General features: G+C 70.1%; 12 protein-coding genes and 3 tRNA genes. 6 read left to right on the top strand and 9 right to left on the bottom strand.

Annotated features, from left to right (window positions below; all coding sequences use genetic code 11):
• The first annotated feature begins 6 nt into the window (after positions 1–6).
• The gene (locus VDQ83_RS05620; protein WP_455434164.1) at positions 7–1,242 is read left to right on the top strand and encodes a beta-ketoacyl-[acyl-carrier-protein] synthase family protein; all 1,236 of its coding nucleotides are present in this window, start codon (positions 7–9) and stop codon (positions 1,240–1,242) included.
• Positions 1,243–1,303: 61 nt separating this feature from the next.
• On the opposite strand, the gene VDQ83_RS05615 is transcribed toward VDQ83_RS05620, so the two are convergent.
• Complete coding sequence (locus tag VDQ83_RS05615; RefSeq protein ID WP_455434163.1) at positions 1,304–2,821, bottom strand: aspartate aminotransferase family protein; 1,518 nt, start codon at positions 2,819–2,821, stop codon at positions 1,304–1,306.
• A 5-nt stretch (positions 2,822–2,826) separates the two neighbouring features.
• A complete protein-coding gene (locus VDQ83_RS05610) occupies positions 2,827–3,537 on the bottom strand; it encodes an MtnX-like HAD-IB family phosphatase (protein ID WP_455434162.1) in 711 nt (236 codons plus the stop codon).
• Positions 3,538–3,680: 143 nt separating this feature from the next.
• On the opposite strand from VDQ83_RS05610, the gene VDQ83_RS05605 reads away from it, so the two are divergent.
• Positions 3,681–3,767: transfer RNA gene (locus VDQ83_RS05605), tRNA-Leu, on the top strand.
• 177 nt (positions 3,768–3,944) lie between these two features.
• On the opposite strand, the gene hemN is transcribed toward VDQ83_RS05605, so the two are convergent.
• Positions 3,945–5,351: an oxygen-independent coproporphyrinogen III oxidase gene (gene hemN / locus VDQ83_RS05600; protein ID WP_455434161.1), complete on the bottom strand. Its 1,407-nt coding sequence runs from the start codon at positions 5,349–5,351 to the stop codon at positions 3,945–3,947.
• 45 nt (positions 5,352–5,396) lie between these two features.
• Complete coding sequence (locus VDQ83_RS05595) at positions 5,397–5,867, bottom strand: group III truncated hemoglobin (protein ID WP_455434285.1); 471 nt, start codon at positions 5,865–5,867, stop codon at positions 5,397–5,399.
• Positions 5,868–6,059: 192 nt separating this feature from the next.
• Here VDQ83_RS05595 and VDQ83_RS05590 point away from each other — a divergent pair, with 192 nt between their 5' ends.
• Positions 6,060–6,380, top strand: coding sequence for a hypothetical protein (locus tag VDQ83_RS05590; protein ID WP_263398030.1), 321 nt, complete (start codon positions 6,060–6,062; stop codon positions 6,378–6,380).
• A 71-nt stretch (positions 6,381–6,451) separates the two neighbouring features.
• Positions 6,452–7,522, top strand: a complete 1,071-nt coding sequence (locus VDQ83_RS05585) for a 4Fe-4S dicluster domain-containing protein (RefSeq protein ID WP_455434284.1) — start codon at positions 6,452–6,454, stop codon at positions 7,520–7,522.
• A gap of 375 nt (positions 7,523–7,897) precedes the next feature.
• On the opposite strand, the gene VDQ83_RS05580 is transcribed toward VDQ83_RS05585, so the two are convergent.
• The 3 genes from VDQ83_RS05580 to VDQ83_RS05570 form a co-directional block, all read right to left on the bottom strand.
• A complete protein-coding gene (locus VDQ83_RS05580; RefSeq protein ID WP_309915021.1) occupies positions 7,898–8,452 on the bottom strand; it encodes a hypothetical protein in 555 nt (184 codons plus the stop codon).
• A 538-nt stretch (positions 8,453–8,990) separates the two neighbouring features.
• Positions 8,991–9,064 (bottom strand) — tRNA-Cys (locus tag VDQ83_RS05575).
• A gap of 78 nt (positions 9,065–9,142) precedes the next feature.
• Positions 9,143–9,218 (bottom strand) — tRNA-Gly (locus tag VDQ83_RS05570).
• Positions 9,219–9,522: 304 nt separating this feature from the next.
• Here VDQ83_RS05570 and VDQ83_RS05565 point away from each other — a divergent pair.
• The gene (locus VDQ83_RS05565) at positions 9,523–10,260 is read left to right on the top strand and encodes a hypothetical protein (RefSeq protein ID WP_309915018.1); all 738 of its coding nucleotides are present in this window, start codon (positions 9,523–9,525) and stop codon (positions 10,258–10,260) included.
• Here VDQ83_RS05565 and VDQ83_RS05560 read toward each other — a convergent pair.
• Complete coding sequence (locus VDQ83_RS05560; RefSeq protein WP_455434160.1) at positions 10,160–10,591, bottom strand: hypothetical protein; 432 nt, start codon at positions 10,589–10,591, stop codon at positions 10,160–10,162. The genes VDQ83_RS05565 and VDQ83_RS05560 overlap by 101 nt on opposite strands.
• Positions 10,592–10,831: 240 nt before the next feature.
• Here VDQ83_RS05560 and VDQ83_RS05555 point away from each other — a divergent pair, with 240 nt between their 5' ends.
• Positions 10,832–12,361 (top strand): FAD-dependent oxidoreductase, encoded by a 1,530-nt coding sequence (locus VDQ83_RS05555; protein ID WP_455434159.1) that lies wholly within the window; start codon positions 10,832–10,834, stop codon positions 12,359–12,361.
• A gap of 11 nt (positions 12,362–12,372) precedes the next feature.
• Here VDQ83_RS05555 and VDQ83_RS05550 read toward each other — a convergent pair whose 3' ends face one another.
• Complete coding sequence (locus VDQ83_RS05550; protein WP_455434158.1) at positions 12,373–12,792, bottom strand: hypothetical protein; 420 nt, start codon at positions 12,790–12,792, stop codon at positions 12,373–12,375.
• Positions 12,793–12,807 lie beyond the last annotated feature (15 nt).

Below are 12,807 nucleotides of genomic sequence, written 5' to 3'. Positions count from 1 at the left end.
GGCGGCATGGCGCGCTCGGCGCAGGGACGTCGCGTCGTCATCACCGGGATGGGCGCGGTCAGCGCGCTCGGCCTGGGCGCCGATGCGCTGTGGCGCGGCATGTGCGAGGGCCGCAGCGGCATCGCCGCGCTGGCCTCGCCGGATCCGCAGTCCGCGCTGAAGATGCGCGTGGCCGCCGCCGTGCCCGGCTTCGCGCCGCAGGCGGCGCAGCTGGGCGGCATCGCGCCGGGCCAGCTGGACCGCATGACGCAGATGGCGCTGGTCGCGGCCTACGAGGCCGTGGCCCAGTCCGGCCTGGCGCTGGACGGCGCAGGCGCCGCGCGCGCGGCGGTGGTGATCGGCACCGGCGTCGGCGCCGAACTCAGCCGCGACGAACAATCGCGGCGGCTGTACCGAGAGCAGGCCGAACGCCTGCATCCGCTGACCATCGTGCGCAGCATGAACAACGCCCCGGTCAGCCAGATCAGCATCGCCTTCGGCCTGCGTGGCCCGGCCTTCGCCGTGTCCAGCGCCTGCGCCTCGGCCAACCACGCGCTGGCGCAGGCGGCGCTGCTGATCCGCCACGGCCTGGCCGACGTGGCCATCGCCGGCGGCAGCGAAGCCTGCCTGAGCCTGCCCCTGATCCGCGCCTGGGAAGCGATGCGGGTGGTCAGCGACGACACCTGCCGGCCGTTCTGCGCGCAACGCAGCGGCCTGGTGCTGGGCGAAGGCGCCGGCATCTTCGTGCTGGAAAGCGCCGCGCACGCGGCTGCGCGCGGCGCGGTGGCGCTGGCGGAACTGGCCGGCGTCGGCCTGGGCGCCGATGCGTACGACATCGTCGCACCCAGCGCCGACGGCGCCGCCGCGGCGATGCGCCTGGCGCTGCAGGACGCGGAGCTGCAACCGCAGCAGATCGATTACATCAACGCCCACGGCACCGGCACCCTTGCCAACGATCGCGGCGAGACGCAGGCGATCCGGCAGGTATTCGGCGCGCACGCCGATGCGCTGGCGGTGAGTTCGACCAAGGCGGTGCATGGCCACGCGCTCGGCGCTGCCGGCGCGCTGGAGCTGGTCGCGGCGATCGGCGCGCTGCGCGAGCAGACGGTGCCGCCGACCGCGAACTTCCTCGATGCCGATCCGGACTGCGACCTGGACTACGTGCCCAACCACGCCCGTGCGCAAGCGGTGCGCGCGGTGCTCAGCAATTCCTTCGCCTTCGGCGGACTCAACGCGGTACTGGCGCTGCGCGCGGCGGGCTGACGCGCGCGCCGCGGCGAAGGATGGGAGGCAACGCGGCGCCAACGCGCTGTCTCCCGCCATCTCATGCCACCCGCTTGGCGCGGGTCAGCAACTGGTCCAGCAGCGACAGGCCCAGGTCGATCTCGTCGTGGCTGATGTGCAGCGACGGCGCCAGGGTGATCACATTCTTGTGGTAGCCGCCCACGTCCAGCACCAGGCCGATGCGCTTGCCGTTGTGGCGCAGCTCGCCCTCCAGGCCCATGTCCACCATCGTGTCGAGCAGCTTGCGGTTCGGGGTGAAGCCGTCCGCCTGGCAGATCTCCGCGCGCAGCGCCAGGCCCAGGCCGTCGACGTCGCCGATTTCCGGATGGCGCTTCTGCAGGTCGCGCAGGCCGTCGAGGAAATGCGCGCCCTTGGCCATGACCATGGTTTCGTAGTCGGTCTCGGCCAGCATGCGCATGGTCTCCAGGCCCACCGCGGTGCCTAGTGGGTTGGAGGCGAAGGTGGAATGGGTCGAACCCGGCGGGAACACGGTCGGGTTGATCAGTTCCTCGCGCGCCCAGATCCCGGCCAACGGATTGAGCCCGTTGGTCAGCGCCTTGCCGAACACCAGCACGTCCGGGGTCACCCCGAAATGCTCGATCGCCCACAGCTTGCCGGTGCGGAAGAAACCCATCTGGATCTCGTCGACCACCAGCAGGATGCCGTACTTGTCCAGCACCCGCTTCAGGCCGGTGAAGAAGTTCGGCGGCGGAATCACGTAGCCGCCGGTGCCCTGGATCGGCTCGACATAGAACGCGGCGTACTCGCACTGCCCGGCCTTGGGATCCCACACGCCGTTGTACTCGGTCTCGAACAGGCGTTCGAACCTGGCCACGCACTGCTCGCCGTATTCCTCCTTGGAAATGCCCTTGGGGCCGCGGAAGTGGTACGGGAATTCGATGAACTGGGCGCGGTCGAAATGGCCGAAGCGGCGCCGATAGCGGTACGAGGAGGTGATCGCCGAGGCGCCCAGGGTGCGGCCGTGATAGCCGCCCTCGAACGCGAACACCAGGCTCTTGCCACCGCTGGCGTTGCGCACCAGCTTCAGCGAGTCCTCCACCGCCTGCGCGCCGCCGACGTTGAAATGCACCCTGCCCTTGCGCCCCCACTTGCGCTGCGCGTCCTGGGCGATGGTCCTGGCCAGCTCGATCTTGGTCGGGTGCAGGTACTGGCTGGCGACCTGCGGCAGGCTGTCGATCTGCCGCTTCAGCGCGCCGTTCAAGCGCGGATTGGCGTAGCCGAAGTTGACCGCCGAATACCACATCTGCAGGTCCAGGTACGGCACGTCCTCGGTGTCGTACAGATAGCTGCCGTCGCAATGCGCGAAGATCCGCGGCGGCTCGCTGTAGTGCACGGTGTCGCCGAACGAGCAGTATTCGGCCTCGTCGGCCAACAGTTGCGCATCGCCGAGCGCGGCGTGGTAATCGGGGCCGGTACGCAGCAGCGCGTCGGGATCTGGCGCCGCCGGCTGCGGGCTGGCGTGCTCTGGAGCGTCGAGCGTGTCGAGATCGCCGTGGAGCGGCGCGAGCGCCTTGGGGAGCGGAACATTCCGATTCATGAGGATCAGGCTCGTTGGGGAACGGGGAGAGGGAGGCGCGCGGCCGCCACGGCGGGCACGGCGAGCTCGTGCAGCAGCGCGATCGCATCGCCGAAGCCGCCGATCGCGCGGTGGGCGATGTCGCTGGCGCGGCAATGCCGCAGCAGACCGTCCTTGGCGAACACCAGATCGGCCTTGCCGGCCACGCAGAAATCGGAGCGGCCATCGCCGATCAGCAGCGTGGAACGCGCCGGTTGCTGTTGCGCCATGACCGCGCACTTGCAGGTGCCGCTGGCGCAGCCCGGCCGCGCGTGCGGCGAGGCCATGCGCCAGCGCCCGGCATCGGTGCGCAGCAGACGGTTGGCGACGATCGGCAGCTGGTGCAGGCCGTGCCGCGCCAGGATCCGTGCGATCGGATAGTCCAGGCCGTCGCTGACGATGCTCAGCGGGATGCCGAGATCGCGCGCCAGATCGACGAAGCGCACGAACGCCGGATCGATGCGCACGTCGTCGAGTACGCGGTGCAGCGCGTCCACGTCGCCATCGAGCAGCGCCACCTGGCCGCTCATGCACTCCCGTGCGCCGATGCGCCCGGCCACCCAATCGTCCTCCAGCGCGCGCCAGCCGGGGCGGCCGAGGCGCTCGAGCAAGGTGTCGGTCACGTCCTGCAGCGACACGGTGCCGTCGAAATCGCAAAGAATCTTCCACTGGACGCGCAAGGCGGCTCTCCGGCTCATTCGCGCAGAGCCTAGGCGGGCTGTCTTTCGGGTTCCTTTCGGCAAGATCCACGACAGTCGGGACGTTCACCCGCGCCATGTAGCGCGGCGACGACGTGCGCGGTTCACAATTCGGACGCAATCAGGCACGCTAGCGGCACCAGGCCCGGATGGCGAAACTGGTAGACGCATCGGACTTAAAATCCGCCGGGGGCGACCCCATGCCGGTTCGATTCCGGCTCCGGGCACCATCCACGTTTCGGTATGAGCAGCCGCAAATGCAGGCGTGCGCAGCGCTCACACGCCGCAGTCGACGGCCATACAGGCCGCCGCGGCGCCACAAGCGCCAAACAAAAGCCCCGGCGCCGCCGCCACGACGGAACCGGGGATGCCAGTCGGCAAACGGTGAACCTGTCGGCGCGCGCCGCTCAGATCGCCTTCGAATAGCGTGCCGGCTGCGCCGGCTGGCGCAGGTAGCGGTCGAAGCACATCGCGATCAGGCGCAGCAGCGGGCGCCCGCGCGCGGTGGCCTGGATCACGCCGTCGCGGTGTTCGGCCAGGCCGTCGGCGCACAGCGGCGCCAGCGCCTGCAGTTCGTCGTGGAAATAGCGGTCGAAGTCGATGCCATGGCGCTGCGCCAGCGCGGCCACGTCGGCGCGGCCCTGGCACATCAGTTGCTGGATCAGCTCCGCGCGCAGCGCATCGTCGGCGCTGAGCTGCAGGCCGCGCAGCACCGGGCTGTCGCCGGCATCCACCGCCGCCTCCCAGGCCGGCAGTTCGCGCTGGTTCTGGCTGTAGCTGTCGCCGATACGGCTGATCGCGCTGACCCCCAGCCCGAGCAGGTCGGTCTCGGCATGCGTGGTGTAGCCCATGAAATTGCGGTGCAGCCCGCCCTGGCGCTGCGCGCGCGCCAGGTCCTCGTGCGGCAGCGCGAAATGGTCCATGCCGATGTACTGGTAGCCGGCCGCCGACAGCATGCGCACCGCCAGCCCGAGCAGGGCCAGCTTCTGCTCGGCATCGGGCAGGTCCGCATCGGCGATGCGCCGCTGCGCCTTGAACAGTTGCGGCATGTGCGCATAGCCGTACACCGCCAGGCGGTCCGGGCGCGCCGCGATCACCGTCTCCAGGGTGCGCTCGAACCCGGCCAGGGTCTGCCGCGGCAGGCCGTAGATCAGGTCCACGTTGACCGAACGCATGCCCTGCACGCGGCAGGCGCGCAGGATGTCCAGCGTTTCCTGTACGCCCTGGCGGCGGTTGATCGCCTCCTGCACCAACGGATCGAAGTCCTGGATGCCCAGGCTGGCGCGGTTGAAGCCCAGTGCGGCCAGCGCGGCGATGTCCTGCGGCGTCACTGTGCGCGGATCCAGTTCGATGGAGATGTCGCGATCCGGCGCGTCGCTGAAACGGAACAGCCCGCGCAGGCCGCGCAGCAGTTCGCCCAGCAGTTCCGGCGCCAGGAAATTGGGCGTACCGCCGCCCAGGTGCAGTTGCACCACCTCGCGCTCGGTATCGAAGCACGCGGCCATCATCGCCGCCTCGCGCAGCACCCGCTGCACGTAGGCGCGGCCCTTGCCGGCGTCGCGGGTGATGACCCGGTTGCAGCCGCAGTAGAAGCACGGGTTGCGGCAGAACGGCACATGCACGTACAGCGACAGCGGGCGCGCCGGATCGCTGGCCTGCACCGCCGCGAACAGCTGCGTCGGGCCGAAGCCGGCCTGGAAATGCGGCGCGGTCGGATACGAGGTGTAGCGCGGGCCGGGACGGTCGTAGCGGCGCAGCAGCTCGGCGTCGAAGGTCCAGGCGGCGGCGGGATCGGGAGCGGTGAGGATGTCCATGGACACGAGCTTGCGCGCGGCGGCGGCGGGCCGCCTTGACTTGGATCAATCGGCCGGCGGCAACGGCGTGACCGGCTCGAACGGCCGCCAGCTCATCTGGTGGCGGCGCCAGAAGGTGTCGGCGATGCGCGCGGCGATGTCGTCGGCCAGCACGCGCATCGGCGCATTGTCCAACTCGGCGGTGGTGGCGCGGAACAGGCCCAGCCAGCGCTGGAACAGCGCCGCGCTGAGTTCGCGCATGGCCATGTGCTTGGGCATCGGCGCGCCGCGGAAGCGCCGCGTGCCGCGCAGCATCGCCGACCAGAAGTCGCTCAGCTGCAGCAGGTGCGCGTCCCAGTCCTCGATGTGCGCGGCGAACACCGCGGCCAGTTCCGGGTCGGCGCGCACGCGGCGGTAGAACGCGTCCACCAGCGCGGTCACTTCGTCCTCGCTGCACAGGTCCGGCCCGGGCAACGGCAAGGCGGCGATGGGGTCATGCATGGCGGCGTTCCTGTTCGATGCGTCCAGTATCCGCATCGGTGCCGGCCCGGCCTTGATCAGGATCAATGTCGCCACGCGCCGCGCTGCCTAGTCTGCGTTGGCGGCATGCGCCTGCGCCGCCGTCGACGGGGGATCGGCGGCGCGGCCGCGTGCGAGGCGCGCCGGCCCGCGCGCGGCACCACCCCGGCGCATGCCGCACCTCTTCCTTCCGCCATGGAGTCCGCCCGCATGACCCCCAGCGACGATCCCCTGCTCGACCCACTGTTCGATCCCGCCGCGCCGCGGCCGCTGGTGCAGCGGCTGGGCGTGGTGCTGTGGCCCAGCTTCCTGGTCGCAGGCGCGATGAGCGTGCTGTTCTTCGCCGTGGTCGATCCGCTGGCGCTGCGCGACATCAGCTTCCCGGGCCGCCAGCTGAGCCGCGAGTTCGGCTACACGCTGGGCTTCTTCATGTTCTGGCTGGCGACGCTGGCGTCGAGCGGGTTGACCGGATTCCTGTCGCGACCGGCGCCGCGCGCCGGCGGCGACGATGCCGAGGAACCGTTGCCGTGAGCGGCACGCCTGCGTCCCGCGCCATTCCATCGCGCACGATCGCCACGCCCGCCGTGGCCGCCGCCCACACCGTGGCGCCGCTGCGCAGCCGCTACACGCGCGCGCGCCGGAGCGTGCTGTGGCTGCTGTTCGCCGCGTTCTACCTGCTGCCATGGCTGCGCTGGGACGGGCGCCAGGCGCTGCTGCTCGACCTGCCGGCGCGGCGCCTGCAGCTGTTCGGCTGGACCCTGTGGCCACACGACATCGGCTGGCTGCTGCTGGCGCTGCTCGCCGCGATGGCCGCGCTGGCGGTGACGACCACGCTGGCCGGACGGGTGTGGTGCGGCTTCGCCTGCCCGCAGACGGTCTGGAGCCAGGCCTTCGCCTGGCTGGAACGGCGCTTCGCCGCCTGGCCGGCGGCCGCGCGCCACGTGGTCTGGGCGGCGCTGGCGCTGTGGACCGGGATCAGCTTCGTCGGCTATTTCGCGCCGATCGCCGAGCTGGTCGCGCGCGTGCGCCCGTTCGCCTGGAGCGGCTGGGAAACCTTCTGGGTGCTGTTCTACGCCCTGGCCACCTGGGGCAATGCCGGTTTCCTGCGCAGCCAGGTGTGCCGCTACCTGTGCCCCTACGCGCGGCTGCAGCCGCTGCTGTGCGACCGCGACACGCCGCTGATCGGCTACGACGCACGGCGCGGCGAACCGCGCGGTGCGCGCGCCTGCGGCCAGGGCAGCGTGGCCCAGCGCGGGCGACGCCTGCTCGACGCCGGCACCGCCCGCGACTACGCGCTGCGCGCCGGCATCGCCCGCCTCGCCGGCCAGGACGGCCGGCGCAGCGAGGCACTGGCCGCCTACGCCGGCATCCTGCCCAAGTTCAGCGACGCCCAGCTCGGCGACTGCGTGGACTGCAGCGCCTGCATCGATGCCTGCCCGGCACGCATCGACCTGCGCAACGGCGCGCACTACGCCTGCACCGCCTGCGGCGCCTGCGTGGACGCCTGCGACCGCAGCATGGACGGCCACGGCTTCGCGCACGGCCTGCTGCGCGTCGCCAGCGCCAACGCGGTGGACCGCCAGCCGCGGCGCTGGCTGCGCCGACCGCGCTTGCTGGCCGGGCTTGCGCTGTTGCTGGCGACGTCGCTGGCGTGGCTGTTCGCTGCGCGCTGAGCGGCGCTGGCGTGCCGCCCCGCCCAATGACGGCGCGACCTGGCGGGACGCCTGCCGCCGGCGCGGCGGCGCGCCGTCATGCTGCAGGTGCCGCGACGCCGCTGGATGCCGAATGCGGCCTAGTCGATCGTCCGTTGGATTGAACATAGGCCTCCGATGACGGCCAGCCTGAAGCAGCACTCGCCGAGATGGGATCGCTGCAGGTGCATCACCGAATCTGCGGCCGCAGATATATGGGATGTGTTTTTCGTACGGCGCTGCCAGGAGGATGCGTCGTCCCTCTCCCCCGCGACGGGGATATTTTGGGCAGGACAGAGGTCGAAGCGTCGGTCGAACGCTGGCTAAAAGCTCAGCCCTTCTCATGCTGTCGAGTTCCTACTCTCTCACCACCTGGTCTGCCGGGACATAGATCGTGATGCCGCCCCCGTGCTGTCGCCAGTTTCCATTCGCTGCCTTGAGCACTCGAGACTGCCGCTTCGTAAGATACGTCTGCGCGCTCCCGACCATCTGCTGTGGCTGACGGTGCGGTTCACATGCGGGAAAGTACCGGTTTATGGGACCGGCTTTCTTCCTGCATAGGGGATCTCCCGGCACAGTGTCGTAGATGTACCCGTCGTACTCGATCCACATGTGGGTCGGCAAGATGTCTTCGTCCGAATCAAAGACGCCATAGACAATGCACAGCTTGTTGTGCTTCGCCGGCGGACTCCTTTGCAACGTCAAGAATGCAGCCAACTTGTCGTCAAACGATCTCTTGGTTGCGGCTCGACTCGACGCCAGCTTTGTCCCTAGAGCTGCAAGGCTGTTATTCAAAGCGCTCGCTATCGCTTCGTTTTCCCAACCGTCAATCGCCCACACTCGACAGCTGCAGCCTTGAATGAAGGCGGGCTCCTTGTTCTCGCCTTCGTGCGTGCCCATTACAGCGCTCATGCTATTTCCCTGGCAGTTCATCGACAGAGATAGCAGGATGCTTGGAGCGTACCCGGCGATTCGTCTCAAGCGCACCGCGCACTCCAGTGCAGCGGCATGTCGGAGAACCGTTAGGACCCTCGCACCGTCGACGATCCAGCAGTATCACTCACGCCCAGTGCGAGGTGGATCAGATGCCGTTTTCCCGTCGTTACCGTTCGTCGCCACGATGATCGTACACAGGCCCCGCCATAGACCGCGGCCACCAGCTTGCTGGCCGTGTTGACGTATAGCATTCAGCCACAGCTGCCGTTGATTCCGCGCGCCTAGCTGCGATGCCGGGCGGGAAACGCCCGATCCATGGCGCGCCCACAGGATGGCTGTGCATCGTGCTGGCGGAACGCCGAAGACAGCCAGACGCCGAGCGCCACGCATTCGGCTATCTGGAGCATGGCCGCTGGGCTGGTGGACGAGCGCGTGGAGCAAGCCAAGGCGGTCGCGCCCGCCGGCAGCCGTCTGCTTGCGGAAAATGACGAAGGGCCGGAGCCCTTGTCGAAGATGGAGGCCTGGGTCGGAATTGAACCGGCGTACGCGGATTTGCAGTCCGCTGCATAACCACTCTGCCACCAGGCCGGTGGACTGGATTCTAGCCGAAACCGCCAACGGCGGTCCGACAAAACAAAGCCCCGCTGACGGGGCTCTATCTGAATCTGGAGCGGGAAACGAGACTCGAACTCGCGACCTCAACCTTGGCAAGGTTGCGCTCTACCAACTGAGCTATTCCCGCTTGGGAGCCCGGCATTCTACAGCCCTCGCCCGCATTGCGCCAGCCTCCCCGGCAAAAATTTCCGGCGCACCGGTTGCCGCCCGGAATGCCGGCGGCACGGCGGCCTCCGTGCGCGCCAGCCGCGCGAACGGCGCCATCGGCTGTTTCGGGAGAGCGACCGCGCCGCGGCGCCAGGCGGACTGGAATATCGACCACAGCGGTTCGCGCGCCGAGGTAGACAAGTGCGCGGCGGCCCGGCGCGGCGGCCTTCCACGCCGGGCGCCGGCTCTAGCATGGCGGCCACACCCATTCCGGAGGCACCGCCATGAACCGATGGATACGCTGGGGCGGCGCGGTCGCCTGCCTGGCCGCGGCCAGCTGCGCGCACGCGCAGTCGTGCACGTTGCAGACGCAGACGCTGGCCTTGCCGCTGGTCTCGCGCAACATGCCGCACTACGCCTACCAGGTGCGGGTGCAGGTCGGCACAGTCCCGGCCTCGGCCAGCGCCGCTGCGGCCAGCCAGGTCCTGGAAGTGGACACCGGCTCCACCGGCGTGGTCGTGCCGCTCAGCGCGGCGATCCAGCAAGCCTGGAACGCCTCGACCAAGCTCGGCTACATCTTCTATTCCAGCAACAGCCAGTACCACCCCGGCAAGTACGTGCAGGTGCCGATGCGGCTCGGCGTGTCGCCCGACGGCAACAGCGCCGCGGCGCGCATCGACTCGATCGAGGTGCTGGCGGCGCAATGCAGTTGCGGGGTCGCCGCGATCGCGAAGGGGACACCGCCGGGTTCGCTGAAGACGCTGACCCAGGCGCCGGACGAGTGCGCCGCCTACAACAACACCCTCGCCCTGAGCAGCGGCGGCACGCAGACGCTGCAGAACTGCACAACGATCTCTTCCGACTTCGGCATGATGGGCGTGGGCTACGACCGCGGCGTCGATGCGGCGCGCAACCCGTTCCTCAACCTCGCGCAGATGCGTGCCGGCAGCATGAGCCCGGGCTACGTCGTCGGCACGTCCGGAAGATCAGCTTGCCGCGCCAGTACACGCCGCCGCGGTTGACCACGTCGCAACAGGCCACGCCCTGCGCCGCCGGCAACGGCGGCGGCGCGTACTTCCACTTCAGCGGCGCGCCCGGCTTGCCCAGGTCCAGCGCGAACACCACGTTCGGATACGGCGTGACCACGTACATGGTGTCGCCGACCACGATCGGCGCCGCCTCCTGGCCGCGGTTGATGCCGGTGGAGAAGGTGAACTCCACGCGCAAGGCCGCCACGTTGGACGTATCGATCGCATGCAGCGGGCTGTAGCGGGTGTTGGCGTAGTCGAGCGACGGCATCGGCCAGTCGCCGTCCGCCGGCGCCGCGACGCTCGCGCCGGGCAGCATGGCCATCATCAACGCCATCCAACGACAACGGGACTGCGGGCGCATTTCGATCCCTGCGAAGCCGATCGCGGCCGACACTAGTCCCGCCGCCGTGAAGAATTTTTCAAACATTTTCCACGCTCGCACGGCGTGCAAAATATGCAGGCAAGCCATGCAGACGTTGCCGTGCGCGCGACGCTACGCTGACGCGGCGATCACCTGCGCTGGGTATCGTGGCCCGGCAGTCCGCCACGGAGTTTCCTAGCTATGTCCAGCGCACGCACCCTGCCCGTCTGGTCACTCGCCAGCGACCCCACGGCATACTTCGCGCCGACCCCGCCGAGCGAGGCGCAGGACGTGATCGTCGTCGGCGCCGGTGTGGCCGGGCTGACCACCGCGCTGCTGTGCGCGCAGCGCGGACGCCACGTGCTGGTGATCGACCGCGGCGGCATCGGCCAGGGCGAATCGCTGCGCACCACCGCGCACCTGGCCTCGGCGCTGGACGACCGCTACTACGCGCTGGCCGAACTGCATGGCGAGCACGGGGCACGCATGGCCGCCGCCAGCCATGCCGAGGCGATCGACTGGATCGAGGATTTCGTCGCCGCCAGCGCCGACCGCTGCGGTTTCCGCCGCGTGCCCGGCTACCTGTTCGCGCACGACGGCAACCCCGAGCGCCTGCGCAAGGAAGCCGACGCCGCGGCCGCGGCTGGGCTGGGCGCCGAATTTCTCGACGGCGGCATTCCCGGCCTGCCGCAGCTCGGCGCCGCTGTGCGCTTCGACGACCAGGCGCGCATCGACATGGGCCGCTTCCTGGACGCGCTGGCCGACGCGGCGCACGCCCAGGGCGTGCGCTTCTGCCTGGGCGAGGCGACCGCGGTGGACGGCGGCGCGCAGACCCGGGTCACGCTGGTGTCGGGACAGGTGCTGCACGCCAACACCACGGTGATCGCCAGCAACGTGCCGTTCCACGAGCGCGTGGCGATCCACACCAAGCAGGCGCCGTACCGCAGCTATGTCGTGGCCGGGCCGATCGCCGCCGATGCGCTGCCGGACGCGCTGATCTGGGACGATGGCGACCCGTACCACTACGTGCGCCTGACCGAGGACCGCGAGCACGGCGGCATGCTCGCCATCATCGGCGGCGAGGACCACAAGACCGGGCAGAGCGACGACCCGCAGGCCTTCGTGCGCCTGCAGCAGTGGGCCGATACGCTGCTGCCCGGCGTCACCCGCTACACGCATGGCTGGTCTGGGCAAATCCTGGAGCCGAGCGACGGGCTCGCCTACATCGGCGCCGATCCGGGCGGCGAGGACAACGTGTACGTCGTCACCGGCGATTCCGGCAACGGCGTCACCCACGGCGTCGTCGCCGGACTGCTGCTCTCCGATCTGCTCGAAGGCCGCGACAATCCCTGGCACGCGCTCTACGACCCACGCCGCAAATCGCTGCGCGGCGGCAGCGAATGGCTGCGCGAGAACGCCAACGTCGCCGTGCAGTACCGCGACTGGATCGCGCCCGGCCAGGCCTCCGGCGTGGCCGAACTGGCCCGCGGCGAAGGCGCGGTGCTGCGCCGCGGCCTGCACCGGGTCGCGGTGTACCGCAACGGCGAAGGCGCGCTGCATGCGTTCAATGCGCGCTGCCCGCACATGGGCTGTGCGGTGCGCTGGAGCCCGCAGGAGAAGTCGTGGGACTGCCCCTGCCATGGCTCGCGTTTCGCCGCCGACAGCGGCGCGGTGCTCAACGGTCCGGCCAGCACCGCGCTGGCGCCGTTCCCCTGGCCGCAGGACGAATGAGCCGCGCGCGCTCAGCGCCGCGGCGCGCGCCGGCTGCCGGCGTGCAGCAGCCAGTGCGCCGCGGCCAGCCCGGCGGCGAAGGCCGCGTACGTGACGACCATGCCCGGCGCCGACAGATGCCGGTCGAAGCCGGGCGTGAGCCGCCGCGGCACCACGTGGTAGTCGACCGCATAGGCCGCGGTGGCGACCGCCGCAGCGGTGGCGGCGACCCGCGCCGGCGCGTGGCTGGCGCGGGTGGCGCGGTCGAACACGCCGGCCCACAGCAGCGAACTGGCGTGGTGGATCGCGTAACCGATCGCGGTGTAGCGCGCGCTCGGCGCGTGTCGGCGCTTGGCGCGTTCGCCCCACAGCCAGTGGCTGGTGGCATTGGCTCCGCTGCTGAGCGCGCCGGTGCGGCGTCGCGCCAGCGCCGCCACGACCACGGTGGACACCATGCTGGCGGCTGA

It is taken from the genome of Xanthomonas sp. WHRI 7945 (assembly GCF_035026585.1).
The sequence above is the reverse complement of the archived record's forward strand: the minus strand, read 5'-3'. Positions and strand labels throughout refer to the sequence as shown.

Coding starts and splice junctions, on each gene's coding strand:
- VDQ83_RS05590 (WP_263398030.1), top strand. CDS start 6,060: ATGACCCCCAGCGACGATCCCCTGCTCGACCCACTGTTCGATCCCGCC.
- VDQ83_RS05560 (WP_455434160.1), bottom strand. CDS start 10,591: ATGGCCATGCTGCCCGGCGCGAGCGTCGCGGCGCCGGCGGACGGCGAC.
- VDQ83_RS05610 (WP_455434162.1), bottom strand. CDS start 3,537: ATGAGCCGGAGAGCCGCCTTGCGCGTCCAGTGGAAGATTCTTTGCGAT.
- VDQ83_RS05555 (WP_455434159.1), top strand. CDS start 10,832: ATGTCCAGCGCACGCACCCTGCCCGTCTGGTCACTCGCCAGCGACCCC.
- hemN (WP_455434161.1), bottom strand. CDS start 5,351: ATGGACATCCTCACCGCTCCCGATCCCGCCGCCGCCTGGACCTTCGAC.
- VDQ83_RS05595 (WP_455434285.1), bottom strand. CDS start 5,867: ATGCGGATACTGGACGCATCGAACAGGAACGCCGCCATGCATGACCCC.
- VDQ83_RS05565 (WP_309915018.1), top strand. CDS start 9,523: ATGAACCGATGGATACGCTGGGGCGGCGCGGTCGCCTGCCTGGCCGCG.
- VDQ83_RS05615 (WP_455434163.1), bottom strand. CDS start 2,821: ATGAATCGGAATGTTCCGCTCCCCAAGGCGCTCGCGCCGCTCCACGGC.
- VDQ83_RS05580 (WP_309915021.1), bottom strand. CDS start 8,452: ATGAGCGCTGTAATGGGCACGCACGAAGGCGAGAACAAGGAGCCCGCC.
- VDQ83_RS05620 (WP_455434164.1), top strand. CDS start 7: ATGGCGCGCTCGGCGCAGGGACGTCGCGTCGTCATCACCGGGATGGGC.